Annotated in this window: 31 protein-coding genes; 30 read left to right on the top strand and 1 reads right to left on the bottom strand. The window is 47.8% G+C overall.

Features of this window, described 5'->3' with window-relative positions; genetic code table 11:
* Positions 1 to 8: 8 nt before the first annotated feature.
* From rplV to dsbD, 24 genes are all read left to right on the top strand, one after another.
* On the top strand, positions 9 to 338 hold the full coding sequence (rplV, locus tag DTO96_RS01345) for a 50S ribosomal protein L22 (RefSeq protein ID WP_114561851.1): 330 nt from the start codon (positions 9 to 11) through the stop codon (positions 336 to 338).
* 9 nt (positions 339 to 347) lie between these two features.
* The gene (rpsC, locus tag DTO96_RS01340) at positions 348 to 1,148 is read left to right on the top strand and encodes a 30S ribosomal protein S3 (RefSeq protein WP_114561850.1); all 801 of its coding nucleotides are present in this window, start codon (positions 348 to 350) and stop codon (positions 1,146 to 1,148) included.
* A gap of 2 nt (positions 1,149 to 1,150) precedes the next feature.
* Entirely contained in the window at positions 1,151 to 1,567 is a 417-nt protein-coding gene (gene rplP, locus DTO96_RS01335; protein WP_114561849.1) for a 50S ribosomal protein L16, read from the top strand.
* Between the two features lie 10 nt (positions 1,568 to 1,577).
* Positions 1,578 to 1,772: a 50S ribosomal protein L29 gene (rpmC, locus tag DTO96_RS01330; RefSeq protein ID WP_114561848.1), complete on the top strand. Its 195-nt coding sequence runs from the start codon at positions 1,578 to 1,580 to the stop codon at positions 1,770 to 1,772.
* Entirely contained in the window at positions 1,769 to 2,035 is a 267-nt protein-coding gene (gene rpsQ, locus DTO96_RS01325; RefSeq protein ID WP_114561847.1) for a 30S ribosomal protein S17, read from the top strand. The genes rpmC and rpsQ overlap by 4 nt, the downstream gene beginning before the upstream one ends.
* 379 nt (positions 2,036 to 2,414) lie before the next feature.
* Complete coding sequence (gene rplN, locus DTO96_RS01320) at positions 2,415 to 2,783, top strand: 50S ribosomal protein L14 (RefSeq protein WP_114561846.1); 369 nt, start codon at positions 2,415 to 2,417, stop codon at positions 2,781 to 2,783.
* A gap of 10 nt (positions 2,784 to 2,793) precedes the next feature.
* Entirely contained in the window at positions 2,794 to 3,105 is a 312-nt protein-coding gene (rplX, locus tag DTO96_RS01315; RefSeq protein WP_114561845.1) for a 50S ribosomal protein L24, read from the top strand.
* A gap of 10 nt (positions 3,106 to 3,115) precedes the next feature.
* Positions 3,116 to 3,655 carry a 50S ribosomal protein L5 gene (gene rplE / locus DTO96_RS01310; protein ID WP_114561844.1) on the top strand — a complete coding sequence of 180 codons (540 nt, stop codon included), beginning with the start codon at positions 3,116 to 3,118 and terminating at the stop codon, positions 3,653 to 3,655.
* Positions 3,656 to 3,665: 10 nt separating this feature from the next.
* Complete coding sequence (gene rpsN, locus DTO96_RS01305) at positions 3,666 to 3,971, top strand: 30S ribosomal protein S14 (protein ID WP_114561843.1); 306 nt, start codon at positions 3,666 to 3,668, stop codon at positions 3,969 to 3,971.
* Between the two features lie 14 nt (positions 3,972 to 3,985).
* Positions 3,986 to 4,381 (top strand): 30S ribosomal protein S8, encoded by a 396-nt coding sequence (rpsH, locus tag DTO96_RS01300; RefSeq protein WP_114561842.1) that lies wholly within the window; start codon positions 3,986 to 3,988, stop codon positions 4,379 to 4,381.
* An 18-nt stretch (positions 4,382 to 4,399) separates the two neighbouring features.
* Complete coding sequence (gene rplF, locus DTO96_RS01295; protein WP_114561841.1) at positions 4,400 to 4,930, top strand: 50S ribosomal protein L6; 531 nt, start codon at positions 4,400 to 4,402, stop codon at positions 4,928 to 4,930.
* Between the two features lie 72 nt (positions 4,931 to 5,002).
* Positions 5,003 to 5,362 (top strand): 50S ribosomal protein L18, encoded by a 360-nt coding sequence (rplR, locus tag DTO96_RS01290; RefSeq protein WP_114561840.1) that lies wholly within the window; start codon positions 5,003 to 5,005, stop codon positions 5,360 to 5,362.
* Positions 5,363 to 5,394: 32 nt separating this feature from the next.
* Positions 5,395 to 5,910 (top strand): 30S ribosomal protein S5, encoded by a 516-nt coding sequence (rpsE, locus tag DTO96_RS01285; protein WP_114561839.1) that lies wholly within the window; start codon positions 5,395 to 5,397, stop codon positions 5,908 to 5,910.
* Between the two features lie 11 nt (positions 5,911 to 5,921).
* A complete protein-coding gene (rpmD, locus tag DTO96_RS01280) occupies positions 5,922 to 6,104 on the top strand; it encodes a 50S ribosomal protein L30 (RefSeq protein WP_114561838.1) in 183 nt (60 codons plus the stop codon).
* 27 nt (positions 6,105 to 6,131) lie between these two features.
* Entirely contained in the window at positions 6,132 to 6,566 is a 435-nt protein-coding gene (gene rplO, locus DTO96_RS01275) for a 50S ribosomal protein L15 (RefSeq protein WP_114561837.1), read from the top strand.
* Between the two features lie 13 nt (positions 6,567 to 6,579).
* Positions 6,580 to 7,902: a preprotein translocase subunit SecY gene (gene secY / locus DTO96_RS01270; RefSeq protein ID WP_114561836.1), complete on the top strand. Its 1,323-nt coding sequence runs from the start codon at positions 6,580 to 6,582 to the stop codon at positions 7,900 to 7,902.
* 2 nt (positions 7,903 to 7,904) lie between these two features.
* Positions 7,905 to 8,123 (top strand): translation initiation factor IF-1, encoded by a 219-nt coding sequence (gene infA / locus DTO96_RS01265; RefSeq protein WP_114561835.1) that lies wholly within the window; start codon positions 7,905 to 7,907, stop codon positions 8,121 to 8,123.
* 56 nt (positions 8,124 to 8,179) lie between these two features.
* Entirely contained in the window at positions 8,180 to 8,296 is a 117-nt protein-coding gene (rpmJ, locus tag DTO96_RS01260; protein WP_114561834.1) for a 50S ribosomal protein L36, read from the top strand.
* Between the two features lie 18 nt (positions 8,297 to 8,314).
* Positions 8,315 to 8,680 carry a 30S ribosomal protein S13 gene (gene rpsM / locus DTO96_RS01255; protein ID WP_114561833.1) on the top strand — a complete coding sequence of 122 codons (366 nt, stop codon included), beginning with the start codon at positions 8,315 to 8,317 and terminating at the stop codon, positions 8,678 to 8,680.
* A 19-nt stretch (positions 8,681 to 8,699) separates the two neighbouring features.
* On the top strand, positions 8,700 to 9,101 hold the full coding sequence (rpsK, locus tag DTO96_RS01250) for a 30S ribosomal protein S11 (RefSeq protein WP_114561832.1): 402 nt from the start codon (positions 8,700 to 8,702) through the stop codon (positions 9,099 to 9,101).
* A 270-nt stretch (positions 9,102 to 9,371) separates the two neighbouring features.
* A complete protein-coding gene (gene rpsD, locus DTO96_RS01245; protein ID WP_114561831.1) occupies positions 9,372 to 9,995 on the top strand; it encodes a 30S ribosomal protein S4 in 624 nt (207 codons plus the stop codon).
* Between the two features lie 97 nt (positions 9,996 to 10,092).
* On the top strand, positions 10,093 to 11,079 hold the full coding sequence (locus DTO96_RS01240; protein ID WP_114561830.1) for a DNA-directed RNA polymerase subunit alpha: 987 nt from the start codon (positions 10,093 to 10,095) through the stop codon (positions 11,077 to 11,079).
* 194 nt (positions 11,080 to 11,273) lie between these two features.
* Complete coding sequence (gene rplQ, locus DTO96_RS01235; protein WP_114561829.1) at positions 11,274 to 11,654, top strand: 50S ribosomal protein L17; 381 nt, start codon at positions 11,274 to 11,276, stop codon at positions 11,652 to 11,654.
* A gap of 91 nt (positions 11,655 to 11,745) precedes the next feature.
* Positions 11,746 to 13,533, top strand: coding sequence for a protein-disulfide reductase DsbD (gene dsbD / locus DTO96_RS01230; RefSeq protein ID WP_114561828.1), 1,788 nt, complete (start codon positions 11,746 to 11,748; stop codon positions 13,531 to 13,533).
* 149 nt (positions 13,534 to 13,682) lie between these two features.
* On the opposite strand, the gene hrcA is transcribed toward dsbD, so the two are convergent.
* A complete protein-coding gene (gene hrcA, locus DTO96_RS01225; protein ID WP_114561827.1) occupies positions 13,683 to 14,717 on the bottom strand; it encodes a heat-inducible transcriptional repressor HrcA in 1,035 nt (344 codons plus the stop codon).
* 121 nt (positions 14,718 to 14,838) lie between these two features.
* Here hrcA and DTO96_RS01220 point away from each other — a divergent pair, with 121 nt between their 5' ends.
* From DTO96_RS01220 to rpsA, 6 genes are all read left to right on the top strand, one after another.
* On the top strand, positions 14,839 to 15,768 hold the full coding sequence (locus DTO96_RS01220) for an NAD(+)/NADH kinase (RefSeq protein ID WP_114561826.1): 930 nt from the start codon (positions 14,839 to 14,841) through the stop codon (positions 15,766 to 15,768).
* Positions 15,769 to 15,780: 12 nt separating this feature from the next.
* A complete protein-coding gene (locus tag DTO96_RS01215; RefSeq protein WP_114561825.1) occupies positions 15,781 to 17,493 on the top strand; it encodes a DNA repair protein RecN in 1,713 nt (570 codons plus the stop codon).
* A 133-nt stretch (positions 17,494 to 17,626) separates the two neighbouring features.
* Positions 17,627 to 18,244 (top strand): nucleoid occlusion factor SlmA, encoded by a 618-nt coding sequence (slmA, locus tag DTO96_RS01210; RefSeq protein ID WP_114561824.1) that lies wholly within the window; start codon positions 17,627 to 17,629, stop codon positions 18,242 to 18,244.
* Positions 18,245 to 18,277: 33 nt separating this feature from the next.
* On the top strand, positions 18,278 to 18,616 hold the full coding sequence (locus DTO96_RS01205; RefSeq protein ID WP_157964293.1) for a cupredoxin domain-containing protein: 339 nt from the start codon (positions 18,278 to 18,280) through the stop codon (positions 18,614 to 18,616).
* A gap of 167 nt (positions 18,617 to 18,783) precedes the next feature.
* Positions 18,784 to 19,503: a (d)CMP kinase gene (gene cmk / locus DTO96_RS01200; protein ID WP_114561822.1), complete on the top strand. Its 720-nt coding sequence runs from the start codon at positions 18,784 to 18,786 to the stop codon at positions 19,501 to 19,503.
* 142 nt (positions 19,504 to 19,645) lie between these two features.
* Entirely contained in the window at positions 19,646 to 21,322 is a 1,677-nt protein-coding gene (rpsA, locus tag DTO96_RS01195; RefSeq protein WP_114561821.1) for a 30S ribosomal protein S1, read from the top strand.
* Positions 21,323 to 21,428 lie beyond the last annotated feature (106 nt).

Below are 21,428 nucleotides of genomic sequence, written 5' to 3'. Positions count from 1 at the left end.
TAAGCGTTATGGAAACTACAGCTATTTTACGTGGTGTGCGCTTGTCGGCTCAAAAAGGCCGTTTGGTGGCCGATTTGATTCGCGGCAAACAAGTTGAAGCAGCGCTCAACACCTTGGCTTTCACGCAAAAGAAAGCGGCTGTGATCATCAAGAAGGTTTTGGAATCAGCAATTGCCAATGCCGAGCACAATGATGGTGCAGACATCGACGAATTGCGCGTTACGCGCATCTTCATCGATAAAGGTACATCTTTGAAACGTATGTCGGCACGCGCCAAAGGCCGTGGCAACAGCATCGAAAAACAAACCTGTCACATCAGTGTGACTGTCGGACAATAAGGAGTCAAGATGGGACAAAAGATTAACCCTACTGGCTTTCGTTTGCAAGTCACCAAGGATTGGGATTCTCGTTGGTACGCTAAAAACAGCGAATTCGCAGCAACCCTCAATGAAGATTTGAAAGTACGCGAGTACCTCAAGAAAAAATTGAAAAATGCTTCGGTGGCGCGTGTTTTGATCGAACGCCCTGCGAAAACCGCACGCATCACCATTTTCAGCTCACGCCCTGGCGTGGTCATTGGCAAAAAAGGCGAGGACATCGAGGTGTTGCGCGCTGATTTGCAAAAGCTGATGAATGTGCCTGTGCATGTGAACATTGAAGAAGTGCGTAAGCCTGAAATCGATGCGCAATTGATCGGTGATGGCATTGCTCAGCAACTCGAAAAACGTGTCATGTTCCGCCGTGCGATGCGCCGTGCGATGCAAGGTGCAACCCGCATGGGCGCACAAGGCATCAAAATCATGAGCTCAGGTCGTTTGAATGGTATTGAAATCGCTCGTTCAGAGTGGCAGCGTGAAGGTCGTGTGCCTTTGCACACCCTCAAAGCGAACATCGATTACGCCACATCAACTGCTTTGACCACATACGGCATCATCGGTATCAAAGTTTGGGTCTACAAAGGCGATACGTTGGATCGTCGCGTTTTGCCAGGCACAGGCTATGAGCATGATGGTAAAGATGATAAAAAACAACCGCGTCGCGAAGGCCGCCCATCGGGTGATCGTAAGCGTCGTGATGGTGATGCACCCGGTGCGCGTCGTAATACACGCAAACCATCGGATGCTAAACCAGCTGGTGCAGGAGAATAATTATGTTGCAACCCGCACGTAGAAAGTATCGTAAAGAGCAAAAAGGCCGTAACACAGGCGTCGCTACCCGTGGCGCAGATGTGTCTTTCGGTGATTTTGGCTTGAAATCAGTGGAGCGTGGTCGTATCACTGCGCGCCAAATTGAAGCAGCACGTCGTGCCATGACCCGTCACATTAAACGTGGCGGTCGTATTTGGATTCGTATTTACCCAGACAAACCAATCTCAAACAAGCCTGCAGAGGTGCGTATGGGTAACGGTAAGGGTAATCCCGAGTACTATGTTGCTGAAATTCAACCAGGTAAAATGCTGTACGAGATGGACGGTGTGTCAGAAGATTTGGCACGTCAAGCCTTCCGTTTGGCAGAAGCCAAATTGCCATTGAAGTGCGTTTTCGTCACGCGCACCATTGGCGGTTAAGGAGAGTATTATGTCAGCAAAAGAATTATTGACCAAAGACGCAGCGGCATTGCAAACTGAGCTGAGCGCCTTGTTGAAAACGCAATTTAACTTGCGTATGCAACGCGCGATGCAACAGTTGAGCGACGTCAATCAGCTCAAAAAAGTACGCCGTGACATCGCTCGCGTGCGCACTGTTATGCACCAAAAGGCAGGTACGAAATGAGTGAACAAAAATCTTTACGTCGTGTATTGACTGGTCGCGTTACGTCTAACAAAATGGACAAAACAGTGACTGTATTGGTTGAGCGTCGTGTAACACATCCTTTGTACGGTAAAATCATCGTTCAATCGAAAAAATACCACGCACATGATGAAGCCAATCAATACAACGAAGGCGATCTCGTCGAAATCGAAGAAACACGTCCAGTATCTAAGACCAAGTCTTGGGCTGTAACGCGTTTGCTCGAAGCCGCGCGCATCGTATAAGTTGTTAAGCGTTTTTTTGCGTCTTGTTTTTAAGGCGTGAGTGTTTGCCCTGCAGTGCTTGCATTGCAGGGCAAACTCATCTCTGAGGCTGTTGATATTAATTGGGTTTGTGGGAGAAGTTTCCCTATTAGCCTTAATGAGTTGTTTTTTTGTATCTATTTCTTATATAGTTGACAAATAAGCGATTTAGTCCTTGCGCACTCAGGGGGAAACGAACTAAAATAGCGGTTCTTTGTTAAAGTCGTTCGACGATAACAATTAAGTCAAATTCTGGTGGTTTACAGGATTCTACTCAAGTGCTGCCTTCTTCGAAGTGCAGTGAGACCAAAACTGACTGCCTGATTATTTTAATTAGGGTAATCAAGTTGGGATATATATCATGATTCAGATGCAAAGCAGATTGGACGTCGCCGATAACACGGGCGCGCGTTCGGTAATGTGTATCAAAGTGTTAGGCGGCTCTAAACGTCGCTATGCTAGCGTTGGTGATGTCATCAAAGTCAGCATTAAAGATGCAGCCCCACGTGGTCGCGTCAAAAAAGGCGAAGTTTACAATGCCGTAGTGGTTCGCACCGCTGCTGGCGTGCGCCGCTCTGATGGCTCGAAAGTCAAGTTTGATGACAACGCAGCTGTATTGTTGAATGCTAAGTTGGAGCCGATCGGCACCCGCATCTTTGGCCCAGTAACCCGCGAATTGCGTGGTGAAAAGTTCATGAAGATCGTGTCTTTGGCGCCAGAAGTGCTGTAAGGAGAACGACATGGAAAAAATTCGCAAAGGCGATAATGTTGTTGTTTTAACAGGCAAAGATAAAGGCAAGCGTGGCGTTGTGTCTCAACGCGTTGACGCCGACTACGTTACAGTCGAAGGCATCAATATGGTGAAAAAACACCAACGTCCCAACCCAATGTTGAATAAAGAAGGCGGCATCATTGACAAAGTCATGCCGATTCATATTTCAAACGTTGCGTTGTTTAATGCCAAAACCCAAAAAGCGGATCGCGTTGCGATTAAAGAAGTGGACGGTAAAAAAGTTCGCGTCTTTAAATCGAACGGCGATGTCGTAGCGTAAAGGGAATATCATGTCTCGTTTGCAAAATATTTACAAAGAAAAAGTCGTTGCAGAATTGATCGAAAAATTCGGTTACAAATCTGTAATGGAAGTGCCACGCATCACCAAAATCACCTTGAACATGGGTGTGGGTGAAGCGGTTGCTGATAAAAAAGTCATCGAACATGCGGTAAGCGATATGACCAAAATCGCAGGTCAAAAACCTGTGGTGACCAAAGCGCGTAAAGCGATTGCGGGTTTCAAAATCCGTGAAGACTACCCGATTGGTTGCATGGTGACATTGCGCGGCGTGCAAATGTACGAATTCTTAGACCGTTTGGTCACTGTCGCGTTTCCTCGTGTGCGTGACTTCCGTGGTGTGAATGGTAAGTCATTTGATGGTCGTGGTAACTACAACATCGGTGTTAAAGAGCAGATCATCTTCCCTGAAGTTGAATATGACAAAATCGATGCGTTGCGTGGCTTGAACATCAGCGTGACAACGACTGCAAAAACAGATGCGGAAGCCAAAGCGTTGTTGGCGGCTTTCAAATTCCCGTTCAGAAACTAAGGGTGGAATAATGGCTAAGTTATCCCTGATTAACCGTGAGAAAAAGCGCGAAACGTTGGTGGCAAAATTTGCTGCAAAACGTGCTGCGTTGGTCGCCATCGTTGACGATCAATCGAAATCGGAAGAAGAGCGTTATGAAGCTCGTTTAAAGTTGCAACAATTGCCACGTAATGCAAACCCCACTCGTTTGCGTAACCGTTGCCAATTGACAGGTCGCCCACGTGGCACATTCCGTCAGTTTGGTTTGGGTCGCAGCAAGTTGCGTGATGCCGCCATGAACGGTGAAATCCCGGGCTTGGTTAAAGCCAGCTGGTAATAGGAGAATCGAATATGAGTATGAGTGATCCAATTGCCGATATGTTGACACGCATTCGCAATGCGCAAATGGTTGAGAAAGCGGCTGTGTCTATGCCGTCTTCAAAATTAAAAGTTGCTATCGCGAAAGTGTTGAAAGACGAAGGCTACATTGAAGAATTTAAAATTGGTGGCGAAGCAGCGAAACCTGTTTTAGACATCGCGTTGAAATACCATGCTGGCCAAGCGGTCATCGTGCGTATTGAGCGTGTATCTAAGCCTGGCTTGCGCGTTTATCGCCAAAGTGATGCCATTCCACGCGTTATGGATGGTTTGGGCGTCGCGATTTTGTCAACCTCTAAAGGCGTCATCACTGACCGCAAAGCACGTGCATTAGGCGTCGGCGGCGAAGTGTTGTGCGTCGTAGCGTAATCGGAAAGGGAGAATAATATGTCTCGTGTAGGTAAACATCCGGTTGCGTTGAGTGGTGCAGAAGTGACATTGAATGGCAATGCAATCACTGTTAAAGGTGCTTTGGGTGCTTTGTCAATGGTTTTGAGCGACAAAATCACTGTAAAAAATGAAGACGGTCAATTGGCTGTCACGCGTAACGACGAATCACGTGAATCAAATGCATTGTCAGGCACAACCCGTGCTATTTTGGCAAACATGGTTCACGGTGTGACCAAAGGCTTTGAAAAACGCCTGAATTTGGTTGGCGTTGGTTACCGTGCCAAAGCTGAAAACAATGGTTTGAAATTGGAGCTCGGCTTCTCTCATGATGTGTTTCACGTCATGCCAGAGGGTGTCGTCGCTGAAACACCAACTCAAACTGAGATCGTCATCAAAGGTGTGAATAAACAACAAGTCGGTCAAGTGGCTGCAGAAGTGCGCGCTTATCGTCCACCAGAGCCTTACAAAGGCAAGGGTGTGCGTTACACCGGTGAAGTGGTGTTGTTGAAAGAAACCAAGAAAAAATAATCGTTAAGATGAGTTGTGTTGTTATAAAAGCGATGCAACTCCTTTTAAAATCGATTCTTTAAAGGAATTATGATGCAAGACAAAAAGCAAGCGCGTTTGCGCCGAGCACGCAAAACCCGTGCCAAAATTGCTGAGTTGAAAGTCAATCGTTTGGTCGTTAACCGTACCAACTTGCACATCTACGCGACTTTAATCGACGCGTCAGGTAGCAAGGTTTTAGCAACGGTTTCTAGCCAAGAGGCGAGCTTACGTGAGCAATTAAAAGGTAACGGCAGCAACGTAGCCGCAGCCACAGCAGTTGGTGCAGCCATTGCTGAAAAAGCAAAAGCTGCGGGTGTGACTCAAGTGGCGTTTGACCGTTCAGGTTTTCAATACCATGGTCGCGTTAAAGCGTTGGCTGAAGCAGCTCGTGAAGCTGGCTTGCAGTTCTAAGCCACGTCCAACGACAATATTAAGGAATTTGTATGTCTAAAGTTCAAGCAAAAGATCAATCGCAAGCAGAAGACGGCTTACGCGAGAAGATGATTGCAGTCAACCGCGTGACCAAAGTGGTCAAGGGTGGTCGCATCATGGGTTTTGCCGCATTGACAGTGGTTGGTGATGGCGATGGTCGCATCGGCATGGGCAAGGGTAAAGCACGTGAAGTACCTGTGGCTGTTCAAAAAGCCATGGATCAAGCGCGTCGCTCAATGGTTCGCATCCCGTTGAAAAATGGTACATTGCAACACTCTGTGACAGGTAAACACGGTGCAGCTACTGTGTTGATGTCACCTGCAAAAGATGGTACTGGTATCATCGCGGGTGGTCCAATGCGCGCCGTGTTTGACGTGATGGGCGTGACCAATGTGGTTGCAAAATCACTCGGTTCAAGCAATCCGTACAACATGGTTCGTGCAACCCTCGACGGTTTGCGCAAGCAATCAACACCTTCAGACATCGCTGCAAAGCGCGGTTTGACTGTTGAAGACATCACGGCTTAAGGGGAACAATAATGGCTGAAAAAACATTAAAAGTCACCTTGGTAAAAAGTGTGATCGGCACCAAACAATCGCATCGTGACACGGTAGCAGGCCTCGGCTTGAAAAAAATCCGTCAAGTGCGCGAATTAGAAGACACGCCAGCAGTACGCGGCATGATCAATAAAGTCCGTTATTTAGTCAGCATTGTTGATTAATAACATCAAGTAAAAACGGAGAAACACATGTTTTTAAATACCATTGCTCCTGCAGCTGGTGCGACTGCTAATCGCCGTCGTGTTGGCCGCGGTATTGGTTCAGGCTTCGGTAAAACCGCAGGTCGCGGCCACAAAGGTCAAAAGTCTCGTTCGGGTGGTTTCCACCGCTTGGGCTTTGAAGGTGGTCAAATGCCAATGCACCGTCGTTTGCCAAAACGTGGTTTCACATCTGTGACTCGTGCGTTTGTTGGTGAAGTGACTTTGGCTGATTTGCAAAGTTTGCCGGTGGATGACATCGATTTGCAAGCATTGAAGCAAGCTGGTTTGTTGGGTCAACTGATCACCAGCGTTAAAGTCATTGCGACTGGCGAAATTAGCCGTAAAGTCAGCTTGAAAGGTATCGCCGCCACTAAAGGTGCGCGCGCTGCCATTGAAGCGGCTGGCGGCTCTATTGCCGAGTAATTGAGAGGTATTTGTGGCTACAGCCAAATTATCTAGTCAAGCCGGTAAGGCTCAAGGCAGTTCTGAACTCAAACAACGCCTCATTTTTTTAGTGTTGGCGTTGGTTGTGTACAGAATTTGTGCTCACGTGCCTGTCCCTGGCGTTAATGCAAGTGTGTTGGCTGATTTATTCAGTAAACAGTCAAATCAAAGTGGTGTTTTGGGTTTGATGAACTTGTTTTCAGGTGGTGCGTTAAGTCGTGCAACCATTATTGCCTTGGGCATTACACCTTACATCTCGGCATCGATCATCATGCAGTTGGCTGGGATTGTTGTTCCTGCAATCACTGCTTTGCAAAAAGAAGGCGCTTCAGGGCAACGTAAAATCACGCAATATACGCGGTATTTCACTTTGATTCTTGCTGTGATTCAGTCGTTCACGATTGCCTCTTGGCTCGAAAGCCAGCAGGGGATGGTGGCTGAGCCTGGTTTCATGTTTAAATTCATGACCGTCATTAGCTTGGTGACCGGCACAATGTTCTTGATGTGGTTGGGTGAGCAAATTACTGAGCGTGGTTTAGGCAATGGCATCTCAATCATTATTTTCAGTGGCATTGTTTCAGGTCTTCCACGAGGTGTTGCTCAATTGTTTGAGATGATTAACACGGGTTCATTGAGTGCATTTGCTGGTTTCATTATCGTTGTGATGGCACTTTTGGTGACTGCTTTTGTGGTTTTTGTTGAGCGTGCACAACGTAAGATTCCAATTAATTACGCAAAACGTCAAGTGGGTAACAAGGTATACGGCGGTCAAAGTTCATTTTTGCCGTTGAAACTGAACATGGCGGGCGTGATTCCAGCAATTTTTGCGTCATCGATTTTGCTTTTCCCTGCAACGGTGTTAAGTTGGTTGGGTTCTTCTACTTCGATGTGGGCACGAGACTGGGCGGCTGAGTTGGCACCTGGCAAGCCTTTGTATATCACCTTATACGCTTTGGCGATCGTGTTTTTCTGCTTTTTTTATACTGCATTGGTATTTAATAGCCGAGAAACTTCGGATAACCTGAAGAAAAGCGGTGCGGTGATTCCAGGTATTCGTCCGGGTGAGCAAACAGCTCGTTACTTGGACAAAATTTTAACGCGATTGACTTTGGCGGGTGCGCTCTACATGTTGTTGGTTTGTGTCTTGCCTGAATTGATGATTTTGAAATGGTCCGTACCTTTCTACTTTGGTGGTACTTCTGTTTTGATCTTGGTGGTTGTTGCGATGGACTTCATGACTCAGGTTCAATCGTCGATGATGAGCCAGCAGTATGAATCATTGATGCGCAAAGCGAATTTTAAAGGCACAAAATAAGCATGGCTAAAGATGATGTAATTCAAATGCAAGGTGAAGTGGTAGAAAATCTACCCAACGCAACCTTTCGTGTCAAGCTGGAAAATGGGCATGTGGTTTTAGGACATATTTCAGGAAAAATGCGCATGCACTATATTCGCATTCTACCTGGTGATAAGGTGACGGTCGAGCTGACCCCTTATGATTTGTCGAAAGCCCGTATTGTATTCCGTTCTAAGTAATCACTTTACAGTGCACTTAATACGGCTAAATTGAAAAGAAGTTGAGGAGTTTTAAAATGAAAGTACTCGCATCTGTTAAACGCATTTGCCGCAATTGCAAAATTATTCGCCGCAATCGCGTTGTGCGTGTGATTTGCTCTAGTGATCCACGTCACAAGCAGCGTCAAGGTTAATTAAAAAGGAAATAAAAAATGGCACGTATTGCTGGTGTTAATATTCCCCCGCACAAACATACCTCTATTGGTTTGACTGCGATTTTCGGTATTGGTCGTCCACGCGCGCTCAAGATTTGTGAAGCGACAGGCGTTGCGGCTGATAAAAAAATTAAAGACCTCGATGACGCTGACTTGGAAAAGTTACGTGAAGCCGTTGGTTCTTTCACCATTGAAGGTGATTTGCGTCGCGAAGTGACCATGTCAATCAAACGTTTGATCGACTTGGGTTGCTACCGTGGTATGCGTCATCGCAAAGGTTTGCCTTGCCGCGGTCAACGCACTAAAACCAATGCGCGCACGCGTAAAGGTCCACGCAAAGCAAGTATTGCTGGTAAAAAATAATCGGCACTAAAGGATAATCATGGCAAAAGCAGCAAATAACGCCGCAGCTCGCGCGCGTAAAAAAGTTAAAAAGAACGTCGTTGACGGCATCCTGCATGTTCACGCGTCTTTCAATAACACAATCGTTACGATTACAGACCGTCAAGGCAATGCTTTGTCTTGGGCTACAGCGGGTGGCGCGGGTTTTAAAGGTTCACGTAAATCAACACCATTTGCAGCTCAAGTTGCAGCTGAAACTGCAGGTAAAGTGGCGTTGGAATACGGCATTAAGAACTTGGAAGTGCGCATCACGGGTCCTGGACCAGGTCGCGAATCTTCAGTTCGTGCGATGAATGCATTGGGTATCAAAATCACATCGATTCAAGATGTGACGCCAGTACCACACAATGGCTGCCGTCCGCCAAAACGTCGTCGCATCTAATTGATTCGATTGACCGATGCGTAATCGCTATGTATAATTAGCGGTTACGCTTTTCGTTTTTGTTGTAGCAAAAAATATTTTCAATATTGGGTGTTGCAGCATGTTGTAAGCGCAAAAAATAACCTTTATTTTTTGCGCGTTTGTATTTTTGTTTTATTTTTTGATGATTTTATCAATTAAGACCACTGTTTTTAGTACTCGCGCCTGCGTTTAAACTAAAAACGTGCGCCAGCTCGGTGGAGCTGATCGCATTTAACTCAAGGAACCATTGTGGCACGTTATTTAGGACCAAAGGCTAAGTTAGCCCGCCGTGAAGGCACAGATTTATTCTTGAAAAGTGCACGCCGCACTTTAGACTCAAAATGCAAATTGGATGTTAAACCAGGTCAACACGGTGCCAAATCGGGCATGCGTACGTCTGACTTCGGTCTCCAATTGCGTGAAAAGCAAAAACTCAAACGCATGTATGGTGTATTGGAACGTCAATTCCGCCGCTATTTTGCTGAAGCCGATCGTTTGCGTGGTAACACAGGTGAAAACTTGGTGCGCTTGCTCGAGCAACGTATGGATAACGTGGTTTACCGCATGGGTTTTGGCTCAACACGCGCCGAAGCACGTCAATTGGTTAGCCACAAGTCAATCGTTTTGAATGGTGCAGTGGCCAATATCCCTTCGATTCAAATCAAAGCGGGTGATGTCATCACTGTGACTGAAAAAGCAAAGAAACAAGTTCGTATTGCTGAAGCTTTGCAATTGGCTGAACAAGTTGGCATGCCATCATGGGTTTCTGTTGATGCGAAAAAAATGGAAGGCACGTTCAAAGCGGCGCCAGACCGTTCTGATGTTGCACAAGATGTGAATGAAAGCTTGATCGTCGAGTTGTACTCACGTTAATGCGGCACCCCTTGCCTGCTGATCACAGGTGAGGTTTTTCACATCACCCCAAGTCATGTGCTTTTGACTCGCGCATGGCTTAGTTGAAAGGAATTCCATGTCTAAAAACGCATTCTTAAAGCCTCGCAACATTCAAGTGGAAGCCACGGGTGAGTACAGCGCGAAAGTCGTCTTAGAACCTTTCGAACGCGGTTATGGCCACACGTTGGGTAATGCGTTGCGTCGTGTTTTGTTGTCTTCTATGACGGGTTATGCCGCGACCGAAGTACAAATCGCTGGTGCATTGCATGAATACTCTACATTGGATGGTGTTCAAGAAGACGTCGTTGATATTTTGTTAAATGTCAAAGGCATCGTGTTTAAGTTACACAGCCGCGATGAAATTACACTGACCCTGAAAAAATCAGGCGAAGGTGTGGTGACTGCAGCGGATATTGAAGGTTCACACGAAGTTGAAATCGTTAACCCCAATCACGTGATTGCTCACTTGGCTGGTGGCGAGCTGGACATGCAAATCAAGATTGAAAAAGGCCGAGGTTATGTGCCAGGTAACGTTCGTGCATTTGCAGACGATCACAGCAAGAAAATCGGTCACATCATGTTGGATGCTTCTTTCTCGCCGATTCGTCGTGTGAGCTATGCTGTTGAATCTGCGCGTGTTGAACAGCGCACGGATTTAGACAAAGTGGTGATGCACATTGACACCAATGGTGTCATCAGCCCAGAAGAAGCGGTTCGCCAATCGGCAGCGATTTTGATTGAGCAATTGTCTGTCTTCGCCGCTTTGCAAAACACTGAAGATCCAGCTGATGCGCAAACGCAACGTGTGAATGCACCACAGTTTGATCCAATCTTGTTGCGCCCAGTGGATGAGCTTGAGCTGACGGTTCGTTCTGCGAACTGCTTGAAAGCTGAAGCGATTCAATACATTGGTGACTTGGTTCGTCGTTCTGAGCAAGATTTGCTCAAAACGCCAAACTTGGGTCGTAAGTCATTGTCTGAAATCAAAGAAGTTTTGGCTGCTCGCGGCTTGACTTTGGGCATGAAACTTGAGAACTGGCCGCCAGCTGGTTTGGAAGTGTAAGTACGAAAAAAGTAAAAACTTACTTTTTTGGCTTTAAAATTAAAGGTTTTGCTTGAGATGTTTGAGCAAAACCTTTGATAAAATCAAATAAAAGGCAGATGGATTGCCGATTTTTTGTATTCATTTAACATCACGAGCCCGCCCATTTGGGATAGAAGAGCTGAAGTTTAGATCTATTATTTAAGGAAATTATCATGCGTCATCGTTCAGGTTTACGTAAACTCAATCGCACCAGCAGCCACCGTTTGGCTATGTTCCGCAACATGTCTGTTTCTTTGTTGCAACACGAAGTCATCAAAACAACTTTGCCTAAGGCAAAAGAGTTGCGTAAAGTGATTGAGCCTTTAATCACTTTGGGTAAAACTAACACATTGTCAAACCAACGTTTGGCATTTGATCGCTTGCGCGATCGTGACATCGTTAAGAAGTTGTTTGATGAAATCGGTCCACGTTATGCAACCCGTCCAGGCGGTTACTTGCGCGTTCTGAAATGCGGTTTCCGCGTTGGCGACAATGCACCGATGGCTTTTGTTGAGTTGGTCGATCGCCCAGTGGCTGAAGAAGCGGCTGAGTAATCAAATTGATTGTCGCAGCAGTAAATTGTGGCATGAAGTAAAATAACGGATTGATTGTTCAATCCGTTTTTTTGTTTTTATTGTTAATGAGATGTCACCCATATTCAAATTTTGTCGAGCCTTTGTCAGCATCGCGTTGACCATCATGTTGATGGCCTTTGGTCGTTTATCGGCAGCGGAGTCTTTTTTACCCCCAGACCAAGCGTTTGCCTTTTCTGCTGCCATGCGAGATGGGATGCATGTGCGCGTATCGTTCGCTATTGCCCCCAACTACTACATGTATCGTGATGATTTTGCTGTCGCTGTGGTCAGTCCAGATGGAGCGGTGGTGCAAAATGGTGAGTTCAAGCTACCAGCGGCGCTGATCAAATTTGATGAAAATTTTAATAAAAACATGGCGATTTATCATGATCGCGTCAGCTTTGATGTGCCAGTCAAAGGCGATGGTTTGTTTAAATTGGTGGTCACGTCGCGAGGTTGTGCCGATGGGGGGTTGTGCTATCCACCTCGTAAAACACAAGAGGTTTTGACGGCCCATGCCGAAAACAACTCGGTGGCAGGGGGGATCAAGCCCGCTGTGAATGCACAATTGGCGGATAAAAAAACAGCCCTTTCTCCGTCTCGTGACCCATTGGTGGCACAAGCGCCTACGGTTACAATTCCACTCAGCCCAAAGCCGATAAGTGATCTTGCAGCTCGAGAGGGATTGGCGACTCAGGCGGGGGTCAATGCACCGCCCCTTGTCGGTGCTTCAAAAAATATTGAGGGGTCAGCAGCCAGCGCACCAGATAATTCAGCATATGCGCGTCAATTGTTTGATGCCCATAATGTTCCTGTTGCGTTGTTGTTTATGTTTGGTTTGGGTGTGTTGCTTTCACTCACGCCATGTATGTTGCCCATGGTGCCGATTTTATCTGGTATTTTGGCTGGACAGCAGGTCGTGTCAAAAAGACGAGGCCTTGCCCTTGCTTTTGCTTATGTGACAGGTATGGCGTTGGTGTATGCGCTGATTGGCTTGATGGCTGCAAAAACAGGTGCCAGTTTGCACCGTTATCTGCAAAGTCCATGGGTGTTGGCTGCGCTGTCTGCCATGCTGTTGCTGTTGGCGCTGAGCTTGTTTGATGTGTTTCAACTGCAGCTCCCCGTGAGTTGGCAGGCATGGTTGAGTGCTAAAACTCAGGGCAAAAATGGTTATTGGGGTGTGGCGCTGATGGGGGCGATTTCTGCATTGATTGCTTCGCCATGCGTGACCGCACCATTGGTGGGGGTGATCACTTATATTGCACAAACGGGTAATATGGCGCTCGGTGGTTTGGCGTTGTTTGTGTTGGCGTACGGCATGGGCATGCCATTGCTGTTGCTGGGTGCTGGGTTGGGACAGTTTTTACCCAAGGGTGGTGCATGGATGGTGCGCATCAAACAGGTCATTGGTTTGATTATGGTCGCGGCGGCGTTGTGGATTGCACAGCCTCTTTGGGGGCACTATTGGCAAAAGGCTTGGGGTGATCAAGCTGTTGTGGTGACGTTTCAACCCGTCAAATCCATTGTTGAGCTCAATGAAGTGGTTGCCAACAGCGACAAGCCCGTGTTGCTTGATCTTTATGCCGATTGGTGTCGCAGCTGCATTGAAATGGAGAAGAACACTTTTCCTGATCCTCGGATCAAAGAGCGCATGGCTCGAATGACGTTGGTGCGTGTCGACATGACGGCTTATACCGATGATGACGCGGCCTTGCTTGCTCATTTTAAATTATATGGACCGCCTGCAATGATCGTGCTTGAACCGATCACGGGTAAAGAGAAAGGGCGCGTGATTGGGTTTGAGGGGGCGGATGTATTTATGCGCAGCTTGGATGCCGCTACCGAGTCAAAACCATGATGTGACGAGGTCGGTGTTCTCACTTGAGCATTTGAGGGCCGTATCCATGTGTCGAAAAAAAGCGAATCAATGCATTCAGCAAGCGGGATGATTTGTGTTCTGTCTTGTGATGGGTGGGGCGCAGGGTCACCTGTTGAGGCGGTCGAGGGTCAGAGGGATGGCAACAGCCCTTGCCCCATTGCCCGTGACAGCAGCTTTGCCGTGACATCGACCAGTGGAATCACCCGCTCATAAGCCATGCGCGAAGGGCCGATGACGCCGAGTGTGCCGATGACCACATTGTTTGCGGTGTACGGGGCGGTGATCAATGAGACGCCATCATAGGGCAGCATGTCAGATTCGCCGCCGATGAATACTTGTACGCCGCCTGCCTGATTGGTGCGTTCGAGCAGTTGCAGCAAGCGGGTTTTTTCGTCAAACAGATCGAAGGTGTGTCGCAGTCGATCCATGTTGTTGGCAAATTCAGTGACATCGAGCAAATGCCGCTCACCTTTGACAATCAGTGTGTCATCTTGAGGTGTGTGGTTGTCGTGACTGTGTAATACGGCCCTTTGCATCAAAAGGGTCACGTGTTGTTGCAATTGGCTCAGCTCTTGTGACAGTTGTTGCTTGATTTGCGTAAAGTCCAGACCCGCACAATGTGCATTCAAATAATTGGCTGCTTCAATCAACTCGTGGGTTTGGTAAGGGCGATCAACTTCAAGCAGGCGATTTTGCACATCCCCTTCTGGGGTGATTAAAATCACCAAAACCCGCTGCGGTGCAAGCAGCAAGAATTCGATGTGTCGAAACATGTGAGAGCGTTTGGGGGTTGAAATGATGCCTGCAAATTGAGAAATCTGTGACAACAGTTGTGCGGCACTGCTGGCCATTCGATGTGCGCTGTCGGGTTGAAATTGGCTGCTCCATGATTCATTTTCGACGGTTTCAAAAGTGCTTGCGGTCATCATGGCGTCCACAAAAAACCGATAGCCTTGCGGTGTTGGAATGCGTCCAGCAGACGTGTGTGGGCTGCTGACCAAGCCCAAATGTTCCAAATCAACCAAAACGTTGCGCACAGTGGCTGACGACAGCTTAAGCCCCGCTTGTTGTGCAAGGGTGCTTGAGCCGATGGGCTGACCTTGGGCAATGTATTGGGTGATCAATGTATTGAGCAAGGTGTGGGCGCGGTCGTCGAGGAGCATGGTGGTCGATCAAAAATGATGATGTTCATTGTAACGTGGCTGTTTAGAATCTGCGTTAATTTTCGAGAAATGATTTGTCCCGCCGCTGGCACAAACCACTGCATTCCATTACAATCACGCCATGAACGATTTTCTCATCACATCCACTGCCGATTTGCGTTTGCAAGCCTCTGACATTCGAACGGTCGCACTTGCTGGACGCCTGCAGTCAGACACCTCCGTTGAGCCCTTGCTGCAAGTGATTCAAACCGTTTTAGGCTTGGGCAAAGCGGTCATCATCGAGGAAAAAACCTCGCAGCACTTTAATCTAAAGCAATTTCCAAGTGTGAATTTACACGACATTGGCAACTGCGCCGACGTTATGATTGCGGTTGGTGGTGATGGCACGATGCTGGGCGTTGCGCGCCGTGTCGCCCCATACAACATCCCTTTGGTGGGCATTAACCAAGGTCATCTTGGCTTCATCACGGACATTTCTTTGGCTGATGCGCCGTCGGTGCTGCGCGAAATCTTATATGATCAGTCGTATGACGCTGAGGCACGTGATTTATTGCATGCGCAAATCATACGCGATGGTGAAGTGATTTACGAAGGCACCGCGTTGAACGACGTGGTGGTCGGGCGCACAGGTTTGGGTGGGATGCTGGATTTAAATGTCGCGGTAAATGGTCAGTTCATGTACACCGAGCGTGCGGACTCCTTAATCATTGCCACGCCAACAGGTTCTACCGCGTACTCCTTGGCTGCCAATGGTCCCATTTTGCATCCCAAATTGGCGGGCATCACCATCGCCTCAGTTGCACCGCAGTCGTTGTCAAATCGTCCGATTGTGCTGCCCAATGACAGTGTGGTTGACATTGAAATTGTGTCATTCAAAGAGGCCGTGGTGCATTTTGATGTGCACGGTTACGCAGAGGCACGTAGTGGCGACATTGTCCGTGTGGTGCAAGCGCCATATAAATGTATTTTTTGGCATCCAAAGTCATACAATTATTTTGCCACCTTGCGTCAAAAACTCAATTGGCAGCTCAATCCTGCACGCCCAGCTTAAGCGAATACGTCTATGTTGACCCGCCTTTCCCTTCGTCACTTTGTGATTGTTAAAGCCTTGGACTTGGACATCGAGTCTGGCTTTACTGTGCTGACAGGCGAAACAGGGGCGGGTAAATCCATTGTGCTCGATGCCATTGGCTTGTTGTTGGGTGATCGTGCGGATGTCAATATGGTGGCTCAGGGGGCCGAAAGGGCTGAGGTCAGCGCTGAATTCAACAGCAATCCTGTTTTGATGGCATGGCTTGAAGAAGCTGGATTGGCGGGCGACGATGATGTGATTTTAATCCGCCGAACGATTGATGCTCAGGGTAAAAGCCGTGCGTTCATCAATGGCATCAGTGCAACGCTTGGACAGCTGCGTGAATTGGGCGAACAGCTGGTGCACATTCATGGACAGCATGCCCATCAACAATTGTTGAAGTCATCGGCTCAGCGAGAGTTGCTCGATGAACATGCGCGTCAGCAGCAGTTGAAGGTTTCTGCGCAACGTGAGTTGCTGGATGAGCATGCTGAACTGTTTGAGTTGCGCAGTGCGGTGCATGCTGCGTTCAGCGCATGGCAAACGGCTAAAAAATTACGCGATACCGCTGAAACCGATGCGGCTGAACTGATGGGTAAGCTCGAAACGCTCACATGGCAGTTGGATGGTTTGAACGCCTTGGCACCACAAGCCGATGAATGGGATCATTTGTTGATGGAACACACGCGTCTTGCGCATGCCAGCACCTTGATTCAAGGTACGGCCAGTGCCGCTCACCAATTGACAGAGGTTGAGGCCTCAGTGGTTGATCAACTGAGCGAGCAGTTGCAAGCGCTGATGCCTTTGGCGCGCTTGGATGAGCGTTTAAATGAAGCGGTTGAAATGCTGGATGTGGCTGTGATCAATGTGCAAGAGGCGGGCCAGCTGTTGAACAGTTATGCCCAGCGCGCCGATTTGGATGAAGGCACTTGGTTGACGCTTGATGCACGTTTGGGTGATTGGCATGAGCAGGCGCGTAAGTTTCGCATTGCTCCTGAAGGGTTGCATGCGCATTGGCTGCATTTACAAACTCAGCTGCATGATCTACAACAGGGGCTTGACCTTGAGCAACTGATTGCGCAAGAACAGGCCATGGCGGCTGCTTATCAAACAAAGGCTTTGGCTTTGCGCACATCACGCACCGCCGCCGCACAAAAACTATCGACCGCTGTCACGGCCAGCATGCAAACCCTCAACATGACCGGTGGGCAATTTGGCATTGAGCTGACTGAGGCGACTCCCGCTGCGCATGGTATGGATGCCATTGAGTTCAAAGTGGCGGGTCATGCAGGCGTGGCTTTGCAAGCACTCAATAAAGTGGCTTCGGGCGGTGAGCTGGCACGCATCAGTTTGGCTTTATCGGTCATCACCAGTGCTGCAAACCCAGTGCCCACCTTGATTTTTGATGAAGTGGACTCTGGCATTGGAGGGGCAGTGGCCGAGGTGGTGGGTAAATTGTTGGCGCAGTTGGGACAAGAGCGGCAGGTGTTGTGCGTCACCCACTTGCCCCAAGTGGCCGCTCAAGGTGAGCACCATTGGCAGGTCTCCAAATCAACTCGAAACAATGTCACCACGTCACAGATTCATCCTCTAAACACTGAAGAGCGCATCGAAGAAATTGCCCGCATGTTGGGCGGAGTGGACATCAGTGTCACCACTCGCAACCATGCGCGCGAAATGCTTTCTTTGTCATCCCTTTCGTGATACTTTCTAATATCGTGTTGGTTGTCATTTATTCATAAAATTTATACAGTGATTGGTGCAAATAAAGGTTTTTACTTAATTTTGACCTTTAGAATCGGTTACAATTTCGCACTTTACTAATTTTGGATGCCACATGGATGAATTGCCCGAACAAGACACTGCAAAAAAAACGCGGCCAGCCAAGGGGGAACGGCGCATACAAATCCTACAAACTTTAGCACACATGCTGGAAAATCCAGCGGGTGATAAAATCACAACAGCAGGTTTGGCAAAGTCTTTGGGCGTTTCTGAGGCGGCGCTGTATCGTCATTTTGCGAGTAAAGCCCAGATGTTTGAAGGTTTGATTGAGTTCATTGAGTCCAGTTTGTTTGGCTTGCTCAATCAAATTGCCGCCAGTGATGTGCCCGCCAATGAACAATTGAAAAAAATGGTGTTGGTGCTGTTGGTTTTTGCTCAAAAAAACCCAGGCATGGCGCGCGTCATGATTGGTGATGCTTTGGTCAATGAGCATGAACGATTGCAGCAGCGGATCACTCAGTTGATTGAACGGCTGTCTGCGACGTTGAAGCAAACATTGCGTAATGCTGCGGCAGAAGGCCTTTGGATGCCTGCTGTTGATGTCGGCGTGTACAGCGATGTGTTGATGTCTTGGGTGGTGGGGCGCTGGCATGGTTTTGTGCGCAGCGGTTTTAAACGCATGCCCGATGACGCTTATGATGCGGCTTGGTTTACTTTGAATCCAATGCATTGATGTGTTGATATGACAGACTCTAAAAATTTCCACATGAATAAAATGAAAATGGTCGCGATCACTTTGTGGTCGGGCATGTTTTTGTTTGCTTCAGAGGTTCATGCAGAGGATTTGTCAATCAACATCACCATCAAGGACCATCGCTTTTATCCAAGTGTCAGCAAGGTGCCTGCGGGGGTCGCGTTTAAGATCGTTTTCATCAATACCGATAAGACCTCTGAAGATCCCGCCAGTGAGTCCATGTGTTTTGAAAAAACAGTGGCTGGCGGTTCGCGTCAGGTCATTCAGATTGATCCGCTTCAAGTGGGCTCTTATAATTTTTTTGGCCAATTCAGCCGAGACACCGCGCAGGGCACAATCATTGCCGAGTGAAGCGTCAATGATAAAAAATGGCCTACTGATGCCATAAGAAAGAGAAGCAAATGGTGGTGAAGCGGAGACTGCAACTCATGGATATGCAGTCTTTTTTTTGCTTGAAAATCACATAAGTCCTTGATGCCGTTATATAATGCGAGCCATTCATGTCTAGGAAATTCCATATGCTTCAAACACATCGCCCCCCATCACATTCGACACCTTTTGTCATCACCTTGGATGGGCCAACGGCTTCAGGAAAAGGTGCTGTTGCACAGGTGCTTGCAGCTCATTTGGGCTTTGCGTATTTAGACAGCGGCGCCTTATATCGCTTGATTGCATTGATCGCGTTGCGTTCGGGTTGGAAGGTGAATCGCGAGCTGAGTACAGCGGACGAGGCGCATTTGGTCATTTGGGCTTCGAATCTCGACGTGTCGTTTGTGGGTGAAGACATTTTTTTAGGCGAGGAAAACGTGGCCCAAGACATTCGTGATGAAGAGGTCGGCAATATGGCCTCTAAAATTGCCGTGTGTGCCTGGTTGCGCGCGGCATTGCTTGATCGGCAACGTGCTTTTGCACAAGGCACAGGATTGGTGGCCGATGGACGAGACATGGGCAGTGTTGTCTTTCCAGATGCCCCACTCAAGGTGTTTTTGACTGCGAGTGCTGAGGTGAGGGCGGAAAGACGCTATAAACAATTGATAGCAAAAGGTTTTTCTGCTAATATGGACAACCTTGTGAAGGATTTGAATGACCGTGATGCGCGCGATATGGCGCGTGAGCATGCGCCATTAAAACCTGCGCAAGGCGCGTATGTACTGGATTCATCAGATTTGACCTTGGAGCAAACGGTCGATGTGGTGCTCAAGTTGTGCGCAGAGCAAGTGAATGTGCCCGCTGTTTAATGGACGAGTGTCGGTTAAAAAGCAGCATTTTCTTTTATCAACTCCGTGATTTGTGGGTTTTTTGCGACGCGCATCCTGCGCCCGCCCCATCTTTCATGTGTTTTTTAAGTGAATTTATATAATGTCTAACACCATTCCAGCTATGGACAGTTTTGCAGCAATGTTTGAAGAGTCGTTGGCGCGTCAAGAGATGCGTACAGGCGAGGTCATCACCGCAGAGATCATGCGCATTGACCATAATTTTGTCGTCGTGAACGCAGGTTTGAAATCAGAAGCATTTATTCCTGTTGCAGAATTCATGAACGATCAAGGTGAATTAGAAGCAGAAGTGGGTGGCTTTGTGTCGGTTGCGATCGATGCGCTCGAAAACGGCTTTGGTGACACAGTTTTGTCGCGCGATCGCGCAAAACGTTTGTCAGCATGGTTGGGCTTGGAAAAAGCTTTGGAATCTGGCGAATTGGTTTCTGGTTTGATCACAGGTAAAGTCAAAGGTGGTTTGACTGTTATGGCGAACAGCATTCGTGCGTTCTTGCCAGGCTCGTTGATCGACTTGCGCCCCATCAAAGATTTGACGCCTTATGAAGGCAAAACAATGGAGTTTAAAGTCATTAAACTCGATCGTAAACGCAACAACGTCGTGTTGAGCCGCCGTGCAGTGCTCGAAGTGACCATGGGCGAAGAACGTGCTAAATTGGCTGAAACATTGAAAGAAGGCCAAGTGGTTAAAGGCATCGTTAAAAACATCACTGACTACGGCGCGTTCGTGGACTTGGGTGGCATCGATGGCTTGTTGCACATCACCGATTTGGCATGGCGTCGTGTCCGTCACCCTTCAGAGGTGTTGACGGTCGGTCAAGAAGTCGAAGCGAAAATCTTGAAATTCGATCAAGAAAAACACCGCGTGTCTTTGGGCATCAAACAATTGGGCGACGATCCATGGTCTGGTTTGGCGCACCGCTACCCAGCCAACACGCGTTTGTTCGGTAAAGTCACCAACATCACTGACTACGGCGCGTTCGTTGAAATCGAACAGGGCATCGAAGGCTTGGTTCACGTGTCTGAAATGGACTGGACAAACAAAAACGTTGATCCGAAGAAAATCGTTACTTTGGGCGACGAAGTTGAAGTCATGGTCATCGAAATTGACGAATCTAAACGTCGCATTTCTTTGGGCATGAAACAATGCAAAGCCAACCCATGGGATGACTTTGAAACACGCTTCAAAAAAGGCGATCACGTTAAAGGCACCATCCGTTCAATCACTGACTTCGGCGTATTTGTCGGCTTAGATGGTTCAATCGACGGCTTGGTTCACATGTCTGATTTATCTTGGAACGAAGCCCCTGAAGCTGCGATTCGCAACTACAAAAAAGGTCAAGAAGTTGAAGCGATCATCTTGTCGATTGATGTGGACAAAGAACGCATCTCTTTGGGCATCAAACAACTCGAAGGCGATCCGTTCATGAACTTCGTCGCGATTCATGACAAAGGCAATTTGGTCAATGGCACAGTTAAATCTGTTGAAGCCAAAGGCGTGGTTGTGACTTTGGGTGAAGAAGTTGAAGCTTACTTGCGCGCTTCTGAAATCTCTAATGACCGTGTTGAAGATGCGGGCACACATTTCAAAGAAGGCGATGCTGTTGAGGCCGTGATCGTTAGTGTTGATCGTAAGAGCCGTTCAATCCAATTGTCAATCAAAGCCAAGGATCAAGTTGAAACCAAAGCGGCAATGGATAAAATCTCTGAGCAATCAGGTGCTGCATCTTCAGGTACAACCAATTTGGGCGCGTTGTTGAAAGCCAAATTGGAACAGCAATAATCCGCTGTATTGCTTGAAATTGTTTTAATGGCTGTTCTTTGCGGCGCCTGAAGCAGGATCTGTTTCAGGCGTCTCAATAAGCTGAACCTTTGTTTTGGAAACACGA

Source organism: Ephemeroptericola cinctiostellae (assembly GCF_003339525.1).
GTDB classification, from domain to species: domain Bacteria; phylum Pseudomonadota; class Gammaproteobacteria; order Burkholderiales; family Burkholderiaceae; genus Hydromonas; species Hydromonas cinctiostellae.
The sequence above is the reverse complement of the archived record's forward strand: the minus strand, read 5'-3'. Positions and strand labels throughout refer to the sequence as shown.

Bases quoted from the DNA above. Each gene is read 5' to 3' on its own strand.
- rplV (WP_114561851.1), top strand. From the start codon at position 9: ATGGAAACTACAGCTATTTTACGTGGTGTGCGCTTGTCGGCTCAAAAA.
- rpsC (WP_114561850.1), top strand. From the start codon at position 348: ATGGGACAAAAGATTAACCCTACTGGCTTTCGTTTGCAAGTCACCAAG.
- rplP (WP_114561849.1), top strand. From the start codon at position 1,151: ATGTTGCAACCCGCACGTAGAAAGTATCGTAAAGAGCAAAAAGGCCGT.
- rpmC (WP_114561848.1), top strand. From the start codon at position 1,578: ATGTCAGCAAAAGAATTATTGACCAAAGACGCAGCGGCATTGCAAACT.
- rpsQ (WP_114561847.1), top strand. From the start codon at position 1,769: ATGAGTGAACAAAAATCTTTACGTCGTGTATTGACTGGTCGCGTTACG.
- rplN (WP_114561846.1), top strand. From the start codon at position 2,415: ATGATTCAGATGCAAAGCAGATTGGACGTCGCCGATAACACGGGCGCG.
- rplX (WP_114561845.1), top strand. From the start codon at position 2,794: ATGGAAAAAATTCGCAAAGGCGATAATGTTGTTGTTTTAACAGGCAAA.
- rplE (WP_114561844.1), top strand. From the start codon at position 3,116: ATGTCTCGTTTGCAAAATATTTACAAAGAAAAAGTCGTTGCAGAATTG.
- rpsN (WP_114561843.1), top strand. From the start codon at position 3,666: ATGGCTAAGTTATCCCTGATTAACCGTGAGAAAAAGCGCGAAACGTTG.
- rpsH (WP_114561842.1), top strand. From the start codon at position 3,986: ATGAGTATGAGTGATCCAATTGCCGATATGTTGACACGCATTCGCAAT.
- rplF (WP_114561841.1), top strand. From the start codon at position 4,400: ATGTCTCGTGTAGGTAAACATCCGGTTGCGTTGAGTGGTGCAGAAGTG.
- rplR (WP_114561840.1), top strand. From the start codon at position 5,003: ATGCAAGACAAAAAGCAAGCGCGTTTGCGCCGAGCACGCAAAACCCGT.
- rpsE (WP_114561839.1), top strand. From the start codon at position 5,395: ATGTCTAAAGTTCAAGCAAAAGATCAATCGCAAGCAGAAGACGGCTTA.
- rpmD (WP_114561838.1), top strand. From the start codon at position 5,922: ATGGCTGAAAAAACATTAAAAGTCACCTTGGTAAAAAGTGTGATCGGC.
- rplO (WP_114561837.1), top strand. From the start codon at position 6,132: ATGTTTTTAAATACCATTGCTCCTGCAGCTGGTGCGACTGCTAATCGC.
- infA (WP_114561835.1), top strand. From the start codon at position 7,905: ATGGCTAAAGATGATGTAATTCAAATGCAAGGTGAAGTGGTAGAAAAT.
- rpmJ (WP_114561834.1), top strand. From the start codon at position 8,180: ATGAAAGTACTCGCATCTGTTAAACGCATTTGCCGCAATTGCAAAATT.
- rpsM (WP_114561833.1), top strand. From the start codon at position 8,315: ATGGCACGTATTGCTGGTGTTAATATTCCCCCGCACAAACATACCTCT.
- rpsK (WP_114561832.1), top strand. From the start codon at position 8,700: ATGGCAAAAGCAGCAAATAACGCCGCAGCTCGCGCGCGTAAAAAAGTT.
- DTO96_RS01240 (WP_114561830.1), top strand. From the start codon at position 10,093: ATGTCTAAAAACGCATTCTTAAAGCCTCGCAACATTCAAGTGGAAGCC.
- rplQ (WP_114561829.1), top strand. From the start codon at position 11,274: ATGCGTCATCGTTCAGGTTTACGTAAACTCAATCGCACCAGCAGCCAC.
- dsbD (WP_114561828.1), top strand. From the start codon at position 11,746: ATGTCACCCATATTCAAATTTTGTCGAGCCTTTGTCAGCATCGCGTTG.
- hrcA (WP_114561827.1), bottom strand. From the start codon at position 14,717: ATGCTCCTCGACGACCGCGCCCACACCTTGCTCAATACATTGATCACC.
- DTO96_RS01220 (WP_114561826.1), top strand. From the start codon at position 14,839: ATGAACGATTTTCTCATCACATCCACTGCCGATTTGCGTTTGCAAGCC.
- DTO96_RS01215 (WP_114561825.1), top strand. From the start codon at position 15,781: ATGTTGACCCGCCTTTCCCTTCGTCACTTTGTGATTGTTAAAGCCTTG.
- slmA (WP_114561824.1), top strand. From the start codon at position 17,627: ATGGATGAATTGCCCGAACAAGACACTGCAAAAAAAACGCGGCCAGCC.
- DTO96_RS01205 (WP_157964293.1), top strand. From the start codon at position 18,278: ATGAATAAAATGAAAATGGTCGCGATCACTTTGTGGTCGGGCATGTTT.
- cmk (WP_114561822.1), top strand. From the start codon at position 18,784: ATGCTTCAAACACATCGCCCCCCATCACATTCGACACCTTTTGTCATC.
- rpsA (WP_114561821.1), top strand. From the start codon at position 19,646: ATGGACAGTTTTGCAGCAATGTTTGAAGAGTCGTTGGCGCGTCAAGAG.